Raw genomic sequence first — 20,322 nt, forward strand, 5'->3', positions numbered from 1 at the left:
CCGGCATGCTTGCCGGACCTTTGCGCTGAGCGAGACCTGCTTTCGGTATCAGCCCAAGGCCAGCCAGGAGAACGCCCAGATTGCTGATTGGCTTGTGAGACTGACCGCGACCTATCGCGATTGGGGGTTCGGCTTGTGCTTCCTGCATCTGCGCAACGTGAAGGGCTTTGGCTGGAACTACAAGCGGGTGTACCGCATCTACCGGGAGTTGGAATTGAACCTGCGGATCAAGCCGAAGAGGCGGCTGGTGCGCGAGCGGCCAGAGCCGTTGGCGGTGCCGGAGACGATCAACCAGTTCTGGTCGATGGACTTCATGCACGACCAGTTGGCCGATGGTCGCAGCTTCCGGTTGTTTAACGTGCTCGACGACTTCAATCGCGAGGGTCTGGGGATCGAGGTCGACCTGTCGTTGCCATCGGCCCGGGTGATCCGCTCGTTGGATCAGATCATCGAGTGGCGCGGCAAGCCGCGCGTGATTCGCTGTGACAACGGCCCGGAGTACATCAGTGGCGCGCTGCTAGCCTGGGCACAGCAGCGCGGCATTCGGATCGACCACATCCAGCCGGGCAAACCACAGCAGAATGCTTACGTCGAGCGCTACAACCGTACCGTCCGCTATGCCTGGCTGGCCACAACGTTGTTCGACACCATCGAGCAGGTTCAGGACGAGGCCACACGCTGGCTATGGACGTACAACCACGAGCGCCCCAACATGGCGCTGGGCGGCATCACCCCAGCGATGAAATTGGCGATGACCGCATAGCTCCACTTTTGGCGACCGCTAAAAGCGGGGGGATTACCCGCCCACATGACCACGGCCAAGCCGCGCTGCTACCCTTTGCCGCATGAGCAAGCACGGTGTTGAACAACTGCCCGCAGCGCGCGCGCTGACGTGGCCGCAGCGATTGGGCCAGTACTGGAAGCTGGTCCGTGGCGACCGCCCGATCGGCAGCCTGCTGCTGCTCTGGCCCACCTGGTGGGCGTTGTGGCTGGCCGCCGATGGTCTGCCGCCGCTGTGGACGCTGTTCGTGTTCACCGCCGGGGTGTGGCTGACCCGCTCGGCCGGTTGCGTGATCAACGATTACGCCGACCGCTGGCTGGACCCGCATGTGGAGCGCACCAAATCGCGCCCGCTGGCCACCGGCGCGGTCTCCGGGCGAGAGGCGCTGTGGGTGTTCGTGGTGTTGATGCTGGTGGCCTTCGCGCTGGTGCTCACGCTCAACTGGCTCACCGTGGCGCTGAGCGTGCCCGGCGTGTTCCTGGCCGCCAGCTACCCCTATCTCAAGCGCCACACCCACCTGCCCCAGGTCTATCTGGGCATGGCGTTCGGCTGGGGCATCCCGATGGCCTTCGCCGCCGTGCAGGGCAGCGTGCCTTTGCTGGGCTGGCTGCTGTACGCGGCCAACATCCTGTGGGCCACCGCCTACGACACCTGGTATGCCATGGTCGACCGCGACGACGACATCCGCATGGGCAGCAAATCCACCGCCATCCTGTTCGGCAAATTCGATTTGGTCGCTCAAGGCATCTTGTATGCGCTGATGTTCGCAGTCCTGGCCTTGGTCGGCCTGCGTGCTGATCTTGCTGCTGCGTATTGGGCCGGTCTAGGCGCTGCGGTGCTGCTGGTGGCCTACGAATTCCGCATCGCCCGCCACCGCGAACGCGGCCCCTGCTTCGGCGCCTTCCTGCACAACAACTGGGTCGGCCTGGCGATCTTTGTGGGCATCGCCGTGGCGGTGGCCGGGCGTTAGATTCGGGATTGGGGATTGGGGATTCGTCGATTAACGGCCAGGACTTGAAATTGCGAGCAAGGATCAAAGCTCGCCAGCATCTTCAACGGCTCCATTCCTCAGTCTTTTCTTCTTGTCATCGGCCATCCACCCAGCGAAGTCACATCGCCATCCATCGCGCCTCCTCTCAGACAGAGAGCCCTGCAGTTCAGGGCTCGTCGGGTTCGGCAGCGGTCTGAAGGATGCGTGCCCAGTACGCGGGATCGTTTTAGTACGCAGCGAGCGCGTCGATATCGACCGTGATGCCGGTCTGGCTGAACTCGAAGGCGCCGAACAGGTTCACGTGCTGCCAGGCGACGGGGGAGATACTGCCGATGAGTTCCATCGCGGCATGATGTCCGACAATCCGTTGCACAAGCAGTTTTCAGGACAGCGTCCGGCACGGCCGACTAATGATCGTTTGACGGACATCGCAAGTAATGCTTTTTTGCATTACTATACGTCGACCCATGAGATTGCGAGGCACATCACCATGACCACATTGACCGTTACCGCACGTGGACAAGTGACGTTTCGGAAGGACGTACTGCAACACCTCGGCATTAGGCCAGGCGACAAGATCGAGCTTGACTTGCTGCCAGATGGTCGGGGAGTACTCAAGGCGGCACGGCCCGCAGGGACGATAGCCAGCTTTGTCGGCCTGCTCGCGGGTAAGACGCAGAAGGTTGCCACTATCGAAGAAATCAACGAGGCGGCTGCACAAGGATGGGCAGGCAAGCAATGAAGGTCGCAGTCGATACCAACGTCCTTGTGCGTGCTGTTGTGCGTGACGATCCCGCACAAGCGGACGTTGCCGCCGCAGTCTTGACCGATGCCGAGTTGATCGCGGTTGCGCTGCCGTGCCTATGCGAATTTGTTTGGGTGCTGATGCGTGTCTATGGCTTACAGCAATCTGACGCGGCCGACGCGATCCGGGCGCTACTGGCCGCCGCCAACGTGGAAGTGAACCGGCCCGCCGTGGAGGCCGGTTTGCTGGTGCTCGACGCAGGCGGTGACTTTGCCGATGGCGTCATTGCCTACGAAGGTAATTGGCTTGGTGGGGAAACCTTCGTTTCCTTCGATAAGAAGGCGGTGACACTTCTCTCTGCCCAAGGGCAATCAGCGCGTCTTTTGTGACGGACATGAGAATGAACGAATTTCGGCGACTGGCCACGAAGATCGACCAGCATATGCAACAGCTTCCGCTGGCCGCTCCTTGCGCAGTTAGTCGAAGCGGCCGTAGCCCGATGGCTTGCCGGCCGCTGCCTGGCTGCTTGCGCTGGTGTTCGAGCTGCTGACGCTGGAACGCCTGCTTGCCGTCGGCTGTGCCTTTGGGTTGCATACCGACGTCGCGGCGCTGCAATTGGCGTTCGCGGTGGATCGCCAGTGCCGTGCTCTTGTCGAAGCGCCGCGCGATTGCGGCCAGCAGCTCCTGGACCGAGTTCGTGTAGACGCGCGCCTCGTGGCAGGCACGGCTGATCGCCACGTAATACAGATTCATCGACGTGGTGCGGCTCTTGGTATCCAGCGCGATCAGTGCGCGGTCGTTGCTCAAGCCCTGCGAGCTGTGGACGGTGGACGCGTAGGCGTGCTCGAGGTGCAGCGGCTTGTTCACCGGTAGTTCGAGCGCGCGTGCCGGCCGGCCGTCGCGCTGCTCGACCGATTCGAGCTTGACGACGCCGCCGATCACGCCGGCAACGCGCATGCGGTCGCCGTTCGTGAGGTCGCGACCGGGATCGTTGCGGTTGATCCGCACGGTATCCCCGACCGACAGCTCGGCGCGCTCAAGGTGGTAGACGCTGAGCTGCGTGGCCTTGCGCGGGTTGATCGTGGTGGTGGTACCGTCTTGCCGCTGCAAGACCAGTACATTGCCGGGTAACGCTTCCTTGAGGCGATAGGTCTCGCCTCGCGTCAGGCCGGCTTTCTGATAGTCCTTCTCGGGCTGGATAACCATGCCCGGCTGATAGCTTCGCGCAAAGCGGCGCTGCGCCTGTGTCAGGTCTACACGAGTCAGCGTCTCGAACTCCCGCCCCTTGCCGGTCAGGTCCAGCGACTCGCGCACCATGCGATTGATCTCGCGGCGAGCCTCGTTGGTGCCGGCAACGATCAGTGTCTCGCGGCGCTCGGGTTCAGTGAGCTGGATGTAGTCGTTCACGATGGCCCGGTGCCGCTCGGTCGGCTCTTTCAGTTCCTCAACGTGCTTGATGTGCGCAAGCGATTGCGTGACGCGGCCCTCGGCCGCGTGCTCGACAGCGGTTTTCAGCTCGTGGTCTTTCTGGCGCTGAATCTCGCTGATTCGTGCGGTCTGCATGCCGTCCTGTTGGAGCTGCGCGAACGGCTTGCCCGCCTCGATGGCCTCAGTCTGCTTGGTGTCGCCAAGCAAAACCATGCGGGCGCCCGCCTTCTCGACAATTCGCATGACCTGTTCCATCTGGCGAGCGCCAACGACCACTCACCCCCGATTCGAACGTAGGTCTCGTCCATCCTCCAGCTTGTGCCGACCCTGCGTTTGCACCGCCGGAACGCTTTTTCCAGTAGCGGCAACAGTTTTATCGCTCAGCGGTGAACTGTCGAATGGTCCACAGCAATTCCACGCTCTGCCATCATCTCTTCGAGGTGTCGTAAGCTCAACGGATACGAAACATACCAACGCACACATAGGAGCATCACGTCCAGCGGATAGTGGAGCCGTTTAAACACTTTCCTCATCGCCGCAGTCAGCTTTTGCTTCATGGATCGGATTGTTCGCTCGGGGTATTCCTGAACCCACATTCTTACACCCCCAGTACTTATCGCGACAGAGCCTACGCCCGCAGCGCGTCGCCCTGATCCGCCGACCACGCCTCGAGCGACTTCGCGTCCTTCGACCCGAATCGGTTTGCCGCTGCGTAGTCGTAGAAGAACTGCAGCACAGCAGCCTTCTCGTCGCGGAAGGTGGCCTTGTAGGCCTTACCCGCCGCGGTGATCGAGCCTTCGTCGCGCTGGCGCAGTTTCACCTGCCGATCGACGATCTCCTTCATCGGCACGTCGCCAGCATTCGTGAGCATGTCGAGCGCGCTCATGAACATCGTGGTGCGCCCCATGCCGCCTCGGCAGTGAACCACAAAGTGGACGTTTTCCAGGCCCTTGTCCATCACGACGCTGCGCGTGCTCGCCGCGAAATGCGCGAGGGCATCTTCGTCCGGCGCGGCGTGATCGGGCACGGGCACGCGGATGTATATGCCGCCCTTGCGCGTGACTAGCCGCTTTTCCGTCTCCACCTCGTCGCTCGACACGGAAAGGGTGAGCGGCTCCGCCGCGCGCTTGACCTTCGCAGTGCTGCCGTTGGGGATCGACACTTCCTTCCCGTCGTTCTTGCGGACCCATTTCGAGAGCTTCTTTTCTTCCTTGGACTCGATGTCGGCCATCGGCTTGTCCACGTTACCCCAATTCTTGTTGTCTAGCGCCATCCAGGAAACCGGCTTGCCGCTGACGAAGCCATGCGCTTCCTGGCGCGTATCGATCACCACGACCGTTTTCGGATACGCGCTCTTGATCACGTCATCCAGTTGCGCTTCGGAAAACTGCTCGATACCGGTCATGCTGATGCGATCAAGTCCCTCCTGATTGATACCGTCGAGTGCGGCGAGGTTGGTGGTGGATCGAATTCGGCTCGGTTCGACCGAGTCGAAAATCATGGTCGGCCGTTTCTGGTTTTCCAGTTTCTCCGGTTTGGTGATCGACGGGTAACTGCTCGATCGGACGAGGGAGGAAGAGGCACGGCGCGGCTCGCCGCCTTCGGTTTCCCGTTGCGGGCGCCTGGCGAGACCCGACAGGGCGCCCTGGGGCGAGGTGTTGCTCCGGACCTCAACTCTGTTATCGGGTTCCGGGGTGTCGGGCCGCGAATTTTCACCGCCCACATAGCCGGATTTGCAAGTGGCCGTCGTCTTCATTCAGGTTCGCCTTTCAATTTAAAAAGATATCCTGATCATATTTAAAATTTTTCAAAGATATGCTATCAGCGGCAGTGCGGATTCCCGGCTGGCGAACACCTATCCGCATGAGCGAAGGACTTCGACCTCGATATTATGGCTCAGGCGCAAATAGGCGGTGCGAATCGGTTAAGGCTATTTTTGCCCATCCCCCGAAAACTAAAAATTGTCCCGAAAGCCTTTCTGGTAAAGGTTTTGTGGCGAGTGGCGCAGTTTTCTCCCCTCTCCTGCGGGAGAGGAGTTGGGGTGAGGTACGGACGCAGCCGCGCAAGCAGACCGCCGCAATCTCAATCGCGGTCACGGCACCCGCGCGCAGACCCACGCATCCACCCGTTGCACCCCCGCCTTGCGTAATGCCTTCGCCGCGGCGTGCAGTGTCGCGCCGGTCGTCATCACGTCGTCCACCAGCGCTACATGCGCCGGCAACGCACCGCGGGCAACAAACGCATCGCGCAGATTGCGCTGCCGCTCGATCGCGTCCAGTTCGGATTGCGGCGCGGTCGCGCGCACGCGGCGCAGCAACGGCAGGCACGGCAGCTGCAGCGCGCGGCCAAGCGGCCTGGCCATCTCCAGCGCCTGGTCGTAGCCGCGCTGGCGCAAGCGCTGCCGGTGCAGGCTCACCGGCACCAACGCCTGCGGGCGCGGCAAACCCGCACAGCGCCGGGCCATCAGGTCGCTGAGCAGGCGGCCCGCCGCCAGATCCTCATGGAATTTGAATCGCCGCAGCAGCCCGTCCACCGGCCAGCGATAGGTGAAGCAGGCATGCACCCGCTGCAGCGGTGGTGGTTCCTGCAGGCATTGCCCGCACAGCGCCACCCCATCGGAGGCGAACAGCTGGGTGGCGCAGCACAGGCAGGCATGGCCATGATTCGGCAAGGCGGCGCGACACGCGGGGCACAGATCGACATCCGGCGTACCGGCCTCTGCGCAGACCAGACACAGGCTCGGCAGCAACAGCCGCAGCAGCCGTTGCGGCCACCTGTAAACCGATCGAACCTCTCTAAAGTTGACAGCCTCTTCCATGCTCACCAGACTGCCTGGCTTACAAGCCGCTGACTGTCAGGAAACTCCGATGTCTGTTGTCGTCCGCCATGACTGGGATCACAAAGAACTGCAGTCGCTGTTCGATCTGCCATTTCCGGAGCTGCTGCATCGCGCCGCCAGCGTGCATCGCGCCCATTTCGATCCCGCTGAAGTGCAGGTCTCCACGTTGCTGTCGGTCAAGACCGGCGGTTGCCCGGAAGACTGCGCCTATTGCCCGCAGGCGCAGCGCTACGACACCGGCGTGACCGCGCAGAAGCTGATGGAGACCGAAGAGGTCGTGGCAAAAGCGCGCCAGGCAAAGGCCGCCGGTGCTTCGCGCTTCTGCATGGGCGCCGCCTGGCGCTCGCCCAAGGAGCGCGACATTCCGAAGGTTGCCGCGATGATCCGCGAGGTGAAGGCCATGGGTCTGGAAACCTGCGCCACACTCGGCATGCTCGACGCCGGCCAGGCGCGTGCGCTCAAGGATGCCGGGCTGGACTACTACAACCACAATCTGGACACCGCGCCGGATTACTACGACTCCATCATTCACACACGCCAGTACCAGGATCGCCTGAACACGCTGGAGCATGTGCGCGATGTCGGTCTGAAGACCTGCTGCGGCGGCATCGTCGGCATGGGCGAAACCCGCGACCACCGCATCGGTTTGCTGCTGGCGCTGGCCACGCTGCCGGCGCATCCGGATTCGGTGCCGATCAATCAGCTGGTGCAGGTGCCCGGCACCCCGCTGCATGGCACCCAGCAGCTGGATCCGTTCGAGTTCGTGCGCATGATCGCCGTTGCCCGCATCGTCATGCCCAAGTCGATGGTGCGCCTGTCCGCCGGCCGCGAAGCGATGAGCGACGAACTGCAGGCGCTGTGCTTCCTGGCCGGTGCCAACTCGATCTTCTACGGCGAAAAACTGCTCACCACCGGCAACCCGGACACCGAGCGCGACCAGGCCCTGTTCCAGCGCCTGGGCCTGCGCCCCATGCAAATCACTGTCGATGCGGCCGAGCGCGATCACCCTGGCACCGTGCATGCGGAGATCACCCGCAGCGCGGCCTGCGAGCACGCCGCCTGAGCCCGCGCCCGGCACCGGTCGTCGGTGCCGGCTGGGCGCACTGAGCCCGGCACGCTACGCTAGCAGCCCTTCTCTGCCGTTGAACGCCCCCATGGCTCGCCCCGATCTGCACGAACGCATTTCGTCGCTGCGTAAATTGCGTGTGGCCCAGGAACGGGTGCGGGTGCGGCGACAGGTGGGCCGCCGCGATGGCGTGCGGCTGGAAATCGACGGCCGCTGGTTGACCGGTTTCTGCTCCAACGACTATCTGGGTCTGTCGCAACAGTTCGAAGTGGTCGCCGCGCTGCAGGATGCCGCGGCCCGCGATGGCGCCGGCGCCACCGCCTCGCATCTGATCTGCGGCCACCACACCGCGCACGAAACGCTCGAGCGCGAAATCGCCGACTGGCTGGGCTATCCATCGGCGTTGCTGTTCGGCAGCGGCTTCATCGCCAATCTGGCGGTGCAGCAGGCTCTACTCAGCGAAGAAGACGATGTCTGCGTGCAGGACCGGCTCAATCACGCCAGCCTGCTCGACGCCACACGGCTGGCCGGTTGCCGGCTGCGGCGCTATCCGCATCTGGATGTGGAAGGCGCCATGCGTCAGCTCAAGGGTTCGCCCGAGGGTGCGGCGATGCTGGTAAGCGACGGTGTTTTCAGCATGGATGGCGATGTCGCGCCGCTGCGCGCGTTGAGCCTGGTGGCCCGCATGCAGGAAGCGCTTTTTTATGTGGACGACGCGCATGGTGTTGGCGTGCTCGGCCCGCAAGGCCGCGGCTGCGTGGCCGATGCGGGGCTGGGCGTGGCCGAAGTGCCATTGCAGTTGGTGACCCTGGGCAAGGCGCTCGGTGGCTACGGTGCGGTGGTGGTAGGCGATGAGGCGCTGGTGCGCCATCTGGCCGAAACCGCGCGTCCGTATATCTACACCACTGCGTTGCCGCCAGCGCAGGTCGCCGCCACCCTGGCAGCCGTGCGCCTGGCGCGTCGCGACGATTGGCGGCGTGCGCGCCTGGTCGAATTGATCGCTGCGTTTCGCGATGGCGCGCGCAAGCATGGCTTCGAATTGATGGCTTCTGACACACCGATCCAGCCGTTGCTGTTCGGCGAAGAAGTCACCGTGATGGCGATGTCGGCCGCACTCGAACAGACAGGTTTCATGGTCGGCGCCATTCGTCCGCCTACCGTGCCCGAAGGCAAGGCGCGCTTGCGCGTGACGCTGTCCGCGTTGCATACGCCGCAGCAGGTGCAGGCGCTGATCGACGCCATCGTGCAGGCGCGCGATGTGGTGAGCCGGCAGCCGCTGCCTGCGTCTGCCTGAGGCGCACTGCGGTTTGTGCATGGCTTACGCTGAAATAGCGCGGGCCACCCAACCGATGCATTGATCGCATACCGGGTGCGTGTGGCAGGCGACACCCCTGCAGTGACTTTTCATTGCGACAGGGGCTGCAGGCATTGCAGCAGCTGTGCAGCGGACGCGTACTCGCATCCGACGACGTCCGTGCACTGACATGTCGCCAGCGATACCAGCTACGGACGCAGGCACAGCCACAGCGGCGCACGCCGCGTGTGGGAAGCGTTATCGCGCTTGTATCTGGACAGCGACAGTCGCGACGACGACGACGACGACGACAGCATTGCGCACGTTTTAGCCACCTCACCATGCACCCTGGAACAGCTGCGCACGATGTTGTTGCACGAAGTGCATCCGGTGCTGATCGGTAATCTGCGCAGCGCGGCCGGCGTCTGGGACGGGTTCGATCCCGACTGGTTGGCGGCCACGATCCAGGCGCGATGTGCACGTCGCTGGTGCTGGCCGGCGCGTTGGTATTGGCGCAGTGACGCGCGCGCGCAGTGGGCGTTGCTGGCCCCGAAGATCAGCGCACTGCGTGCAACCGCCACGTACTGACGCCGGCGCGCCGTAGCAGCGCCCTACCTACACACCCAAGCGCCAGCCGACAACCTGCAATTGGCGACAAAGCCACCAGCATCCAGTCTTTCTGGACCCTGTCGTAGCAGCGCGCGTCTCGATCAACGCGTAGCGGCACGCAACAATCGGCGACAATGCACGCATGCATATCGATGTCATCGGCCACGGGCCTGCGCTGGTTCTTCTGCATGGTTGGGCGCTGCACGGCGGCGTGTTCGCACCGCTCGTAGAACGCCTGGCACCGCACTATCAATTGCATCTGGTCGACCTGCCCGGACACGGCTTCAGTCGCGACGACAGCACACCGCTGGCGCTTCCCTACGTAGTTGCCGAGATTGCGGCCGCCACGCAGCCGGCGGTGTGGCTCGGCTGGTCGCTGGGCGGGCTGTTTGCGCTGCATGCAGCCGCCACCCTGCCGCAGGTGCGCGGGCTGGCGATGATCGCTGCAACGCCGCGCTTCGTGCGTGGCAACGATTGGCCCGATGCCGTCCAGCGCGAGGTGTTCGTGCAGTTCGGCACCGAGTTATTGCGCGACTATCGCGGAACACTGGAGCGTTTTCTTGCGCTGGACACGCTCGGCTCGGCACATGCACGCAGCGAACTGCGCAGCCTGCGCGAGACGCTCACCGCGCGCGGCGAACCGGCGCCAGAGGCCTTGCAGCAGGGGCTCACCCTGCTTGAGCGCACCGATCTTCGCCGCGCCTTGCCGCAGCTCGCACGTCCCAGCCTGTGGATCGCCGGGCAACGCGATCGCCTGGTGCCTGCCGCCGGCATGCATGCCGCCGCCGCGCTCAACCCGCACGCGCAGGCGCTCACCATTGCCGGTGGTGGCCACGCGCCGTTTCTCGGTCATGCGGATCAGGTGAGCGAGGCACTGCAACGCTTCGTTGCGTCCGTGCCGTGAGCGGATCGTCGATCATGCGACATCGCTGATCGAGGGGCACATCGCATGGATTTGGGAATTGCCGGCCGCTGGGCGTTGGTCTGCGCCGCAAGCAAAGGGCTGGGTTTGGGCTGCGCACGTGCATTGACCAGCGAAGGCGTCAATGTGGTGATCGCCGCACGCGGCCGTGAGGTGCTGGAACAGGCCGCCGACACGTTGCGCGCGCTTCCCGGCGCTGGCGAGGTGCGCAGCGTGGTCGCCGATATCGCCACGCCGGAAGGACGCAGCGCCGCACGCGCCGCCTGCCCGCAGATCGACATCCTGATCAACAACGCAGGTGGCCCGCCGCCGGGCGATTTTCGTCAGTGGGAACGCGAGGACTGGCTGCGCGCGCTGGACGCCAACATGCTGGCGCCGATCGAACTGATCCGCGCCACCGTCGATGGCATGCGCGCACGCCGCTTCGGCCGCATCATCAACATCACTTCCAGCGCGGTGAAGGCGCCGATCGACATCCTTGGCCTATCCAACGGCGCGCGTGCCGGCCTCACCGGGTTCGTCGCCGGGCTGGCGCGCAGCACCGTCACCGACAACGTCACCATCAACAACCTGTTGCCCGGGCAGTTCGCCACCGACCGGCTGCGCGGCAATTTCGCCGCCATCGCGCACCAACAGGGCAGCACCGCCGACGATGTCGCCGAGCGCAAGCGTGCGGGCATTCCCGCCGCACGTTTTGGCGAGCCGGACGAATTCGGCGCTGCCTGCGCCTTCCTGTGCAGCGCGCAGGCCGGCTACATCACCGGGCAGAATCTGCTCATCGATGGCGGCAGCTATCCCGGCACCTTCTAGCGCAGCGTCGCGCACCACACATCGATTCCCTCCGCCTCTGCCAGCGGTGACAATAGCGGCGCCATGAACAGTACTTTCGACCCCCGCCACGTCCGGCGCGCCTTTGCGCGTGCCGCCAGCACCTACACCGCCGCCGCCGCACTCCAGCGCGAAGCGGAAGCGCGCCTGCTCGAATCGCTCGACTACCTGGGCGCGCAGGTGCCCAAGGTGGTGCTGGATGTCGGCGCCGGCCCCGGTCATGCCAGCGGCGCGATCAAGAAGCGCTGGCCCAAGGCGCAGGTCATCGCGCTCGATCAGGCCATGCCGATGCTGCGCCAGGCGCGCAAGGCCGCCGGCTGGTGGAAGCCGTTCGCACAGGTGTGCGCCGACGCGCGCGCGCTGCCCGTTGCCGACGGCAGCGTGGATGTCATTTTCAGCAATCTATGCCTGCAGTGGGTAGAAGACCTGCCGGCCGTGTTTGCCGGTTTCCGCCGCGCGCTGCGCCCAGGCGGGCTGCTGCTGTGTTCCACCTTCGGCCCGGAAACACTGATCGAATTGCGTGAGGCCTTCGCGCAGGCCGACCCGGCTCCGCACGTCAGCCGCTTTCCGCCAATTGCGCAGTTCGGCGATGCCTTGCTGATGTCCGGCTTCCGCGACCCGGTGCTGGACCGCGACCTGTTCACCCTGACCTACAACGATCTGCCCGCACTGATGCGCGAGCTGCGTGCGATGGGAGCAACCAATGCGCTCAGCAACCGCCGCGCCACCCTGACCGGACGCGGTCGCTTCGCGGCCGCCAGCGCTGCCTACGAACCGCTACGGCGACCGGACGGCACCCTGCCCAGCTCCTGGGAAGTGATCTACGCCCATGCCTGGGCACCGGCGCCGGGCGCGCCCATCCGCGAACACGGGCATGAGGTCGCCAGCGTGCCGGTCAGCGCCATCCCGATCCGCCGCCGCATCGACTGAACGGCGGTACAGAACGCCGGTCCGCGCGCATCCACTGCCGGTGAGACACAGCGTATTGCGCCCATGCCACTGCTCCGTGGTCAGGCTCGGCGGTGACACTTGCTAGAATTCTGAAGTGACCGGCCGCACTTCCTTCGTTGCGGCTTACCTTGTTCGATGGTGGCTACCGACACGACGCAGCAGTGCTGCGTGCGTTTCTTGGCAGCCACTCTCACGTTTGCGGCCCCCCGCCCCCAATCGGCCTCCCTCATGTTGAAGTGGCTCCTCATCGCGCTGTTCATCGCATCGGCGCTCTACATCCATTATCGCGGTCGCGTGCGGCACCGGCTCAGCCGGCAGTTGCTGGACCATTCCACCTTCATGGCCCCGATCAACACACTGATGTACCTGTGTTCGCGGGTGCCGACTACCCCGTTCATCGACCCGGGCAAGGAATTTCCCGAGCTGGCGCCGCTGCGCGCGAGCTGGCCACTGATCCGCGACGAAGCGGTGGCGTTGCAACAGATGCAGAAGATCCGCGCTGCCGAAGGCTATACCGACATCGGCTTCAATTCGTTCTTCCGGCGTGGCTGGAAGCGCTTCTATCTGAAGTGGTACGGCACCGCGCATCCGTCTGCCGCCGAATTGTGTCCGCAAACCACCGCCCTGCTGAAATCCATTCCCACGGTCAAGGCCGCGATGTTCGCCGAGCTGCCGCCGGGCAGCGAACTTCGCCCGCACCGCGACCCGTTCGCCGGCTCCATGCGCCTGCACCTGGGCCTGGCCACACCGAACGACGACCGGTGCTTCATCGACGTCGACGGCCAGCGCCACAGCTGGCGCGATGGCGAGTGGACCATGTTCGACGAGACCTATATCCATTACGCGCGCAACGACACCGACCAGGACCGCATCATCCTGTTCTGCGATATCGAACGCCCGATGCGTTGGCGCTGGGCGGCGGCGGTGAACCGCTTCGTCGGCCGCAGCCTGCTCTCGGCCGGCGCCTCGCCCAATCAGGAAGGCGACAAGACCGGCGGCATCAATCGCGTGTTCCGCTATTTCTACGCCGCCCGCCTCAAGGCCAAGGCGCTGAAGGAACGCAACAACCCGCTGTACCAGGTGCTCAAGTGGAGCATCTTCATCCTGGTGGTGGTCGGGATCGTGTTGCTGTAATCCCCGCCTATCCGCGTAGGAGCGCACCCGGGCGCGAGCGTCGTCGTCGATAACGCCTCATCGCGCCCAGGTGCGCTGCTACGCAGCGCTGGTCGATGCGCTCAGCGCGATACCTGCGCAATCCATTCCTGCAGGTTGTAGTAGTTGGTCACGCGGGTGATCTTGTCGCCGCGCACGTCGAAGAACGCACCGCCCACCAGCACATAGGTCTGCCCGTTGGCCTCCGGCAGGCCTTCGTCGGTGGTGTGATAGACGCCATGCACCACGTACTCGGCACCGACCCGGGTGCCATCGTCGTTGGCGATGACGACCACATCGCGCAATTGCTCGCGGTAGCTGTCGTTCATGCGCTGCAGGAACGCGGCAAATGCGTTGCGGCCGATTTCGCGCGGACCTTGGTTGAGGTCGTGGGCGACGTCCTCGGCCAGAAACGCCAACATGCCGTCCCAATCGCCACGGTTGAAGGCTGCGTAGTAGGCCTGCACCAGGCCAATGGCGTGTTGCCGATGGGTCTCGCTCATGCTCGAACCTGCCCGCTGGGAAAGCCGCATCATAGGCCTGCGGTCACGACCCTTGCACCACCAGATCGCGGTGGAAGTAATACACCTCCTGCAACAGGAAGCGCCAGCTGGTGTGGAAGCTGCGAAACCGCGTGCTCGGCGTGGACGAAGCCAGCGCGTCGATACCCAGTTCCTGGCTCAGCCGCAGCGCGCGCGCCATGTGCAGTGGGTCGCTGACGATGATCGCCCGATGCAGGCCGTGCCGCTCCATCAGCGTGCGCGCCTGTTGCAGGTTCTGCCGGGTGGTGCGCGAGGTGGTTTCGATCACGATGGCCTCCGGCGGAATGCCGTGGCGCAGCGCGTAGCGTCGGGCCACCTGCGATTCGGCAAAGCGTGCGCCGTTGCCGAAGCCACCGGTGAACAACAGCCGCGGCGCGTAGCCCTGCGCGTACAGGTCCAATGCGTGCCGGATGCGTTCTTCGAACACCGGCGAAGGGCGCGCATCGTAGGCGGCCGCACCCAGCACGATGATCACATCGGCCGGTGCGGCCTGATCGCGGTCGCCGATCCACACGATCCAGCCTGCCACGGCCACCAGCCAGATCAGCGCCAGCATGCACAACCGCCAGCCCCAGCCCCACAGGCCAAGCCCGCGTGAGCGCCTGCTCACGCCGCGGCCCAAGGCAAGGCATCCAGATCGACATTGCCGCCGGACAGGATCAGCCCCACCCGCCGCCCGGCAAACCGTGCCGGCTGGGCCAGGACCGCGGCCAGGGCGATCGCCGAAGACGGCTCGACCACTTGCTTGAGCAACTGCCAGACCAGCCGCATCGCCTGGACGACCGCCGCATCGTCCACCGTGATCACCTGTGCCCCGGCGCGCTGCAGCACTGCGAAGTTGGGCGCGCCCAAGGTGCCGCGCAGGCCATCGCAAATGGTGTCCGGCACGAAATCGACCAGCCGCTGCCCGGCCGCCAGCGAACGCGCGGTGTCGGCTGCGCCGGCCGGCTCGGCCAGTACCAGCTCGCAGTCCGGCGAGGACTGCAGCGCCAGTGCGGCGCCGGCCGCCAGCCCACCACCGCCGACCGGCGCCACCAGCACATCCAGCCCGCCGCTTTGGTGCAGCAGCTCCAGCGTGGCGGTGCCCTGCCCGGCGATCACTGCACGATCGGTATACGTGTGCACCAGCGTGGCGCCACTGCCGGCCTGCACCTCGGCGCACATCTGTTCCCGCGCCGCGATGGTCGGCGCGCAACGCCACAACGTGGCGCCGTTCCGGGAGATATTGGCCAGCTTGGCCGCCACCGCGCCCTCGGGCACCACCACATGGCAGCCGATGCCGCGCGTGCGTGCGGCAAGCGCCAGCGCCGCGCCGTGGTTGCCGGAGGAATGCGTGACCACACCATGCGCAGCCAGCTCATCCGGCAGCGACCACACGGCATTGCAGGCACCGCGGAACTTGAATGCGCCACTGCGCTGCAAATGCTCGGCCTTGAAGAACAACTGCGCACTGCTGAGCGCGTCCAGACTGTGCGATGTCAGCAACGGTGTCGGCGCGCAGTGCGGCGCAATCCGCGCAGCGGCCTGCAGGACGTCGGAATGGGCAAGGGGGACCGTCTCGATCATGCCTGCAAGATTAACGTATCGCCTCCTCTTCACGGGTCGCACGCAGTGCCGCCGCGCATGCTGGATCGATGACAAAGCGTCGCAATGCCGCACAATTAAGGACCGATTCAATGCATCGGTTCGACAGTGGCACCATGGTTGCAGGAGGGCACCATCCATGAAATTCCGTCTGATCTTCGCCGCCGGGCTGTTGGCCCTGGGCGGCTGCGCAACCTACGACTACACCGACGGTGGGTCGGGCGGCTATTACCGTGGTGCGCCTGCCGTGCAGTATCGCTATCCGCCCGGCTACTCCCCGTACTTCTACGGCAACCCGTATGGTTTGCCATATGGATATGGCGCCGGGTCGATCGGCCTGTACGACTACCCTGTGTATCCGGTCTATCGCGGTGGTGGCGGCTACTACTACCGGCAGTACGATCGCCGTCCGCAGTACCGTCCGCCGCGGCCGAACGGCTCGTTCAACAACGGGCAGCGCCCCGGCGGCTCGCGGCCGCAGCAACCCAATCGCCCGCCGGCAACCGGCGCGCCGCCGTCGCGGCCGCCACCGCGTATCGGCGCGCCGCCGCGCGTCATTCGCGAGATCCAGCGGCAAACCGCGCCGCGCAACACACGCGAACAGATTCCGTAAGAGGCTGACTGCGACCTGGCCCACACTTGGCGATATTGGGGGCTTGCGTTCAGCTGACGATTGGCCGCAAGCTAGGTGCTCTGTGTGACCCGCCACGTCATTTTTTGACCGGGCCAGCCTCACTGACGACTTATGTCGATGTCCGACAGGGAAATCTGGATCCCCCCTGTTCCGGCCCTGTCGGATATCGGCGCCTACAACACAGAAAGCCCCGGCATGCCGGGGCTTTCTGTTTTTGTTTCGATGGTTGCCAAGCAGGCTGCAGCGGAACGGGCGCGTGCGCCATTTCGTAGAAACCTTAAAAAAATAAGGGTCGGCAGTCCCCCGACTACCGACCCTTACGCTACCCCATCGCACGCGCGGCTGGCCCCTGTTCCAATTCCAGCCTTTGCGCCCATGTCGCAATGCCACGACGGGTGCAGTAGGGATATCCGCACGAAACATGCCAACTTGAGGGTCACGTACGTAAATTGTGATATTCATCACAATTTGTAGCGAACGAGTGACCTCGCCCGTCCTTCAGCCGATACTTCCGCGGCCGTTTTCCTTTTCCCGCTCCTGGTCCACGCCCATGTCCGACTCCTTCTATCGCTACGACGTCATCGTGATCGGCGGCGGCCATGCCGGCACCGAGGCCGCCCTGGCGTCTGCCCGCGCCGGTGCCCGCACCTTGCTGCTCACCCACAACATCGAGTCGGTGGGCGCGATGAGCTGCAACCCGGCCATCGGCGGGATCGGCAAGGGCCATCTGGTCAAGGAGATTGACGCGCTTGGCGGGGCCATGGCACGCGCGGCGGATCTGGCCGGCATCCAGTGGCGCACGCTCAACGCCTCCAAGGGGCCGGCGGTGCGTGCCACCCGCTGCCAGGCCGACCGCAACCTGTACCGTAATGCGATCCGCTGCATCGTTGAGGCCCAGCCCAACCTGACCGTGTTCCAGGCGGCAGTGGACGATCTGATCATCCACAACGGCACCTCCGAAGCCGACAGCGTGCGCGGCGTCATCACCCAAACCGGGCTGCGCTTCGAAGCGCCGTCGGTGGTGCTGACCGCCGGGACGTTTTTGGCCGGCAAGATCCATGTCGGCGAAACCCAGTACGCGGCCGGGCGCATGGGCGACCCGCCGGCCACCACGCTGGCCGCGCGCCTGCACGAGCGCCCGTTCGCGATCGACCGACTCAAGACCGGCACGCCGCCGCGCATTGATGGGCGCACGCTCGACTACAGCGTGATGGTCGAACAACCCGGCGGCGACCCGCTGCCGGTCATGTCGTTCATGGGCCAGGTCAGCGACCATCCGCGTCAGGTCAGCTGCTGGATCACCCAGACCACCGAGCAAACCCACGAGATCATTCGCAACGCGCTGCATCGCTCGCCGCTGTATTCGGGGCAGATCGAAGGCATCGGCCCACGTTACTGCCCGTCGATCGAAGACAAGGTGGTGCGTTTTGCCGAGAAGACCAGCCACCAGATCTTCGTCGAGCCCGAAGGTCTGGAAGTGGCCGAGATCTATCCCAACGGCATCTCCACCTCGCTGCCGTTCGACGTGCAGCTGGCGCTGGTGCGATCGATTCATGGCTTTGCGCAGGCGCATATCACCCGCCCCGGCTATGCCATCGAATACGACTTCTTCGACCCGCGCGGGCTCAAGGCCTCGCTGGAAACCAAGGCGGTGGGCGGGCTGTTCTTCGCCGGGCAGATCAACGGCACCACCGGTTACGAAGAGGCCGCTGCACAGGGTCTGCTCGCCGGGCTCAACGCAGCGCGCCACGTTCAGGGGCTGCCGGCGTGGTCGCCGCGTCGCGACGAAGCCTACCTGGGCGTGTTGGTCGACGATCTGATTACCCATGGCACCACCGAGCCGTATCGCATGTTCACCAGCCGCGCCGAATACCGGCTGCAGCTGCGCGAGGACAATGCCGATGCGCGGTTGACCGGCGTCGGCCATGAGATGGGTCTGGTGGACGACGCGCGCTGGGCGCGGTTCTCGGCCAAGCAAGAGGCCGTGCAGCGCGAAACGGCGCGGTTGTCCACGCTCTGGGCGACACCGGGCAATGCGCTGGGCCGCGAGGTCGCCGACGCGCTGGGCGTGACGGTCAGCCGCGAAACCAACGTGCTGGACCTGATCAAGCGCCCCGAACTCAACTACGTCACCTTGATGCGGGTGCCGACGCTGGGGCCGGGCGTGGACGATGCGCAGGTGGCCGAGCAGGTCGAGATCAGCGTCAAGTACGCCGGCTATCTGGATCGGCAGCGCGACGATATCGCGCGCCAGCAGCGTCACGAAACCACGCCGATCCCCGATGGATTCGATTACGCCGTGGTACGCGGCCTGTCGATCGAAGTGCAACAGAAACTCGAGCGCGTGCGGCCCCAGCATATCGGTCAGGCACAACGCATTCCCGGCATGACCCCGGCGGCGATCTCGCTGCTGCTGGTGCATCTGGAGCGTGCGCGGCGCAGCCGGGTGGCGTGAGGACGCGACGGTCGCTGCCCGTCGTCAGCGACCGTCTGCAATGCCTTGCACTGAGACAGCGGTCGCCGCTTCGAGCCGTCGCGAACGATGACATGTCCCGATTCCCGAAGAATTGGACGAGCAACGGCGATCTGAGTCGACCAAGGCGGGCGCAACTGCTCGCTACGTTTTGTTAGCCCCCCTGGTGACAAACGCATCGGGCGGTGGACCAACGCGCCAATGCTGCGGCAGCGACTGCTTTTGCACGGCTACCGCAGGTCGTCAGGCGGCCCTGCGCTCGATCGCCGGCAGCAGGCGCTGACGTAGCGTCAATGCCGCCAGGTCCAGCGTTTCGCCGGCAGCGCGCAAGATGCTGCCCAGGTTGACGAAGCCGTGGATCATGCCTGGGAAGCTATGCAGGGTGACCTCCACACCGGCGGCGCGCAGGCGGTCGGCATAGGCGCAGCCTTCGTCGTAGAGCATGTCGCGGTCGCAGACCACCACCAACGCAGGCGCAACGTCGGCGACATCCGGCGCCAGCATCGGCGAGACACGCCAGTCGTTGGCAACTGCCATGTCGGGCAGCAGATGGCGGTTGAAGAATTCCACCGCCGCCGCAGTCAGTGGCGGCAGATTGGCGTTGAGCGCGCGCGATGGATAGACGCCGCTGTCTTCGCGTGCATCGGTCAGCGGATAGATCAGCAGTTGGCAACGTAAGGCAATTCCAGCGTCGCGCGCAGCCAGTGCGGCAACCGCGGCCATGGCGCCGCCGATGCTGTCGCCGATGATGGCAAGCCGCTGCACATCGGCGCCGACCGTGTCGGGGTGGGCAACCAACCAATGCAACGTCGCGATGACATCTTCCACGCCGGCCGGCGCCGGGTGCTCGGGGGCGAGACGGTAGTGGATCGCCAGCACCTGACAGCCAGCGCGCGCCGCCAGTTGTCGGCACACATCGTCATGCGACTCCAGATCGCCCACCAGACCACCGCCGCCGTGCACGAACAGGCAGGTCGGCGCATGGTCGGCCGCCAGCCCTGCGGGGCGATACAAGCGCAGCGGCACCGCACCGGTGGCGGTATCGGCCTGCAGATCGCGCACCTCGGCCATTTCCACGCGCGGGAAACCGAACCGCGCGCCTACCGCGCGCATCCTCGCGCGCGCGGCTTCGATCGACAGGGTTTCCATGGGCGGCTGCGCCGCCTGTTGAATCTGGGCGAACAGGCGCACGACATCAGGATCAAACGACATGACGAACTCTCCGGTAAACAATGGTCGAGCTTGCCAGATTGCTATGAACCATCACTATTTAAATCGCGAACTAGTGTCAGCGGGCTTGGCCGGATTGCTGCGGACTCATGCGCAAACCCACAATTTCCGCGCAATCGGGCTAAGACGGCACACATTGGGCGGCTAGCGACGAGCTATAAGCGACGCCGTGCGAGCTGGATATTTGCTGCACTGCACCGCGGCGAATGCGCTACCGACTGCGCGCCCGGCGGTTGGCGCAGTCGGCTTGCGG

19 protein-coding genes and 2 pseudogenes are annotated in these 20,322 nt (G+C 64.8%); 13 read left to right on the forward strand and 8 right to left on the reverse strand.

What is annotated here, in order from left to right; translation table 11 throughout:
* The 4 genes from NX05_RS02015 to NX05_RS02030 all read left to right on the forward strand — a co-directional run.
* Positions 1–763 (forward strand): IS3 family transposase (locus tag NX05_RS02015; RefSeq protein ID WP_053012821.1); only part of this gene is annotated, 763 nt, incomplete at its 5' end.
* An 82-nt stretch (positions 764–845) separates the two neighbouring features.
* Positions 846–1,751, forward strand: coding sequence for a 4-hydroxybenzoate octaprenyltransferase (gene ubiA, locus NX05_RS02020; protein ID WP_039433928.1), 906 nt, complete (start codon positions 846–848; stop codon positions 1,749–1,751).
* 511 nt (positions 1,752–2,262) lie between these two features.
* The gene (locus tag NX05_RS02025) at positions 2,263–2,514 is read left to right on the forward strand and encodes an AbrB/MazE/SpoVT family DNA-binding domain-containing protein (protein WP_003108276.1); all 252 of its coding nucleotides are present in this window, start codon (positions 2,263–2,265) and stop codon (positions 2,512–2,514) included.
* Positions 2,511–2,906 carry a type II toxin-antitoxin system VapC family toxin gene (locus NX05_RS02030; protein WP_017114109.1) on the forward strand — a complete coding sequence of 132 codons (396 nt, stop codon included), beginning with the start codon at positions 2,511–2,513 and terminating at the stop codon, positions 2,904–2,906. Before NX05_RS02025 ends, NX05_RS02030 begins: the two co-directional genes overlap by 4 nt.
* Before the next feature lie 87 nt (positions 2,907–2,993).
* Here the strand turns inward: NX05_RS02030 and NX05_RS02035 are convergent.
* The 4 genes and pseudogenes from NX05_RS02035 to NX05_RS02045 all read right to left on the reverse strand — a co-directional run.
* Positions 2,994–4,218: pseudogene (locus NX05_RS02035) on the reverse strand (AAA family ATPase); the annotation flags it as partial.
* Positions 4,218–4,478: pseudogene (locus NX05_RS24640) on the reverse strand (IS6 family transposase); the annotation flags it as partial. The pseudogenes NX05_RS24640 and NX05_RS02035, both read right to left, overlap by 1 nt.
* Before the next feature lie 95 nt (positions 4,479–4,573).
* The gene (locus NX05_RS02040) at positions 4,574–5,701 is read right to left on the reverse strand and encodes a phosphatase domain-containing protein (RefSeq protein WP_230595208.1); all 1,128 of its coding nucleotides are present in this window, start codon (positions 5,699–5,701) and stop codon (positions 4,574–4,576) included.
* 336 nt (positions 5,702–6,037) lie between these two features.
* Positions 6,038–6,763: a ComF family protein gene (locus NX05_RS02045; protein WP_172645699.1), complete on the reverse strand. Its 726-nt coding sequence runs from the start codon at positions 6,761–6,763 to the stop codon at positions 6,038–6,040.
* A 49-nt stretch (positions 6,764–6,812) separates the two neighbouring features.
* Between NX05_RS02045 and bioB the strand changes: the two genes are divergently transcribed.
* The 7 genes from bioB to lpxO all read left to right on the forward strand — a co-directional run bounded on the left by bioB (position 6,813) and on the right by lpxO (position 13,588).
* Positions 6,813–7,847, forward strand: a complete 1,035-nt coding sequence (gene bioB / locus NX05_RS02050; RefSeq protein ID WP_039433938.1) for a biotin synthase BioB — start codon at positions 6,813–6,815, stop codon at positions 7,845–7,847.
* Positions 7,771–9,144: an 8-amino-7-oxononanoate synthase gene (gene bioF / locus NX05_RS02055; RefSeq protein WP_172645700.1), complete on the forward strand. Its 1,374-nt coding sequence runs from the start codon at positions 7,771–7,773 to the stop codon at positions 9,142–9,144. Before bioB ends, bioF begins: the two co-directional genes overlap by 77 nt.
* 246 nt (positions 9,145–9,390) lie before the next feature.
* Positions 9,391–9,732, forward strand: coding sequence for a DUF7079 family protein (locus NX05_RS02060; protein WP_039433943.1), 342 nt, complete (start codon positions 9,391–9,393; stop codon positions 9,730–9,732).
* 163 nt (positions 9,733–9,895) lie between these two features.
* On the forward strand, positions 9,896–10,657 hold the full coding sequence (gene bioH, locus NX05_RS02065; RefSeq protein WP_039433948.1) for a pimeloyl-ACP methyl ester esterase BioH: 762 nt from the start codon (positions 9,896–9,898) through the stop codon (positions 10,655–10,657).
* Between the two features lie 45 nt (positions 10,658–10,702).
* Positions 10,703–11,485 (forward strand): SDR family oxidoreductase, encoded by a 783-nt coding sequence (locus NX05_RS02070; protein ID WP_039433949.1) that lies wholly within the window; start codon positions 10,703–10,705, stop codon positions 11,483–11,485.
* A 63-nt stretch (positions 11,486–11,548) separates the two neighbouring features.
* Positions 11,549–12,433, forward strand: a complete 885-nt coding sequence (gene bioC, locus NX05_RS02075) for a malonyl-ACP O-methyltransferase BioC (protein WP_039433951.1) — start codon at positions 11,549–11,551, stop codon at positions 12,431–12,433.
* 249 nt (positions 12,434–12,682) lie between these two features.
* Positions 12,683–13,588 carry a lipid A hydroxylase LpxO gene (gene lpxO / locus NX05_RS02080; protein ID WP_008578114.1) on the forward strand — a complete coding sequence of 302 codons (906 nt, stop codon included), beginning with the start codon at positions 12,683–12,685 and terminating at the stop codon, positions 13,586–13,588.
* A 101-nt stretch (positions 13,589–13,689) separates the two neighbouring features.
* On the opposite strand, the gene NX05_RS02085 is transcribed toward lpxO, so the two are convergent.
* The 3 genes from NX05_RS02085 to NX05_RS02095 are packed head-to-tail and all read right to left on the reverse strand — an operon-like array spanning position 13,690 to position 15,714.
* On the reverse strand, positions 13,690–14,109 hold the full coding sequence (locus tag NX05_RS02085; RefSeq protein ID WP_008578113.1) for a nuclear transport factor 2 family protein: 420 nt from the start codon (positions 14,107–14,109) through the stop codon (positions 13,690–13,692).
* Positions 14,110–14,152: 43 nt separating this feature from the next.
* Positions 14,153–14,770 (reverse strand): YdcF family protein, encoded by a 618-nt coding sequence (locus tag NX05_RS02090; RefSeq protein ID WP_039433953.1) that lies wholly within the window; start codon positions 14,768–14,770, stop codon positions 14,153–14,155.
* Positions 14,755–15,714: a pyridoxal-phosphate dependent enzyme gene (locus NX05_RS02095; protein ID WP_039433955.1), complete on the reverse strand. Its 960-nt coding sequence runs from the start codon at positions 15,712–15,714 to the stop codon at positions 14,755–14,757. Before NX05_RS02095 ends, NX05_RS02090 begins: the two co-directional genes overlap by 16 nt.
* A gap of 157 nt (positions 15,715–15,871) precedes the next feature.
* Between NX05_RS02095 and NX05_RS02100 the strand changes: the two genes are divergently transcribed.
* Both NX05_RS02100 and mnmG read left to right on the forward strand, forming a co-directional pair.
* The gene (locus tag NX05_RS02100) at positions 15,872–16,345 is read left to right on the forward strand and encodes a hypothetical protein (RefSeq protein ID WP_039433958.1); all 474 of its coding nucleotides are present in this window, start codon (positions 15,872–15,874) and stop codon (positions 16,343–16,345) included.
* 571 nt (positions 16,346–16,916) lie between these two features.
* Positions 16,917–18,821, forward strand: a complete 1,905-nt coding sequence (gene mnmG / locus NX05_RS02105; RefSeq protein ID WP_039433961.1) for a tRNA uridine-5-carboxymethylaminomethyl(34) synthesis enzyme MnmG — start codon at positions 16,917–16,919, stop codon at positions 18,819–18,821.
* A gap of 261 nt (positions 18,822–19,082) precedes the next feature.
* Here the strand turns inward: mnmG and NX05_RS02110 are convergent, their stop codons facing one another.
* The gene (locus tag NX05_RS02110) at positions 19,083–20,051 is read right to left on the reverse strand and encodes an alpha/beta hydrolase (protein ID WP_039433964.1); all 969 of its coding nucleotides are present in this window, start codon (positions 20,049–20,051) and stop codon (positions 19,083–19,085) included.
* Between the last annotated feature and the right edge of the window lie 271 nt (positions 20,052–20,322).

Origin of the sequence: Xanthomonas vasicola, from assembly GCF_000772705.2 — a bacterium.
GTDB classification, from domain to species: Bacteria; Pseudomonadota; Gammaproteobacteria; order Xanthomonadales; family Xanthomonadaceae; genus Xanthomonas; species Xanthomonas vasicola.

What these genes read in the sequence shown, in the direction of transcription:
- ubiA (WP_039433928.1), top strand. Translation starts at nt 846, where the DNA reads ATGAGCAAGCACGGTGTTGAACAACTGCCCGCAGCGCGCGCGCTGACG.
- NX05_RS02025 (WP_003108276.1), top strand. Translation starts at nt 2,263, where the DNA reads ATGACCACATTGACCGTTACCGCACGTGGACAAGTGACGTTTCGGAAG.
- NX05_RS02030 (WP_017114109.1), top strand. Translation starts at nt 2,511, where the DNA reads ATGAAGGTCGCAGTCGATACCAACGTCCTTGTGCGTGCTGTTGTGCGT.
- NX05_RS02040 (WP_230595208.1), bottom strand. Translation starts at nt 5,701, where the DNA reads ATGAAGACGACGGCCACTTGCAAATCCGGCTATGTGGGCGGTGAAAAT.
- NX05_RS02045 (WP_172645699.1), bottom strand. Translation starts at nt 6,763, where the DNA reads ATGGAAGAGGCTGTCAACTTTAGAGAGGTTCGATCGGTTTACAGGTGG.
- bioB (WP_039433938.1), top strand. Translation starts at nt 6,813, where the DNA reads ATGTCTGTTGTCGTCCGCCATGACTGGGATCACAAAGAACTGCAGTCG.
- bioF (WP_172645700.1), top strand. Translation starts at nt 7,771, where the DNA reads ATGCGGCCGAGCGCGATCACCCTGGCACCGTGCATGCGGAGATCACCC.
- bioH (WP_039433948.1), top strand. Translation starts at nt 9,896, where the DNA reads ATGCATATCGATGTCATCGGCCACGGGCCTGCGCTGGTTCTTCTGCAT.
- NX05_RS02070 (WP_039433949.1), top strand. Translation starts at nt 10,703, where the DNA reads ATGGATTTGGGAATTGCCGGCCGCTGGGCGTTGGTCTGCGCCGCAAGC.
- bioC (WP_039433951.1), top strand. Translation starts at nt 11,549, where the DNA reads ATGAACAGTACTTTCGACCCCCGCCACGTCCGGCGCGCCTTTGCGCGT.
- lpxO (WP_008578114.1), top strand. Translation starts at nt 12,683, where the DNA reads ATGTTGAAGTGGCTCCTCATCGCGCTGTTCATCGCATCGGCGCTCTAC.
- NX05_RS02085 (WP_008578113.1), bottom strand. Translation starts at nt 14,109, where the DNA reads ATGAGCGAGACCCATCGGCAACACGCCATTGGCCTGGTGCAGGCCTAC.
- NX05_RS02095 (WP_039433955.1), bottom strand. Translation starts at nt 15,714, where the DNA reads ATGATCGAGACGGTCCCCCTTGCCCATTCCGACGTCCTGCAGGCCGCT.
- NX05_RS02100 (WP_039433958.1), top strand. Translation starts at nt 15,872, where the DNA reads ATGAAATTCCGTCTGATCTTCGCCGCCGGGCTGTTGGCCCTGGGCGGC.
- mnmG (WP_039433961.1), top strand. Translation starts at nt 16,917, where the DNA reads ATGTCCGACTCCTTCTATCGCTACGACGTCATCGTGATCGGCGGCGGC.
- NX05_RS02110 (WP_039433964.1), bottom strand. Translation starts at nt 20,051, where the DNA reads ATGTCGTTTGATCCTGATGTCGTGCGCCTGTTCGCCCAGATTCAACAG.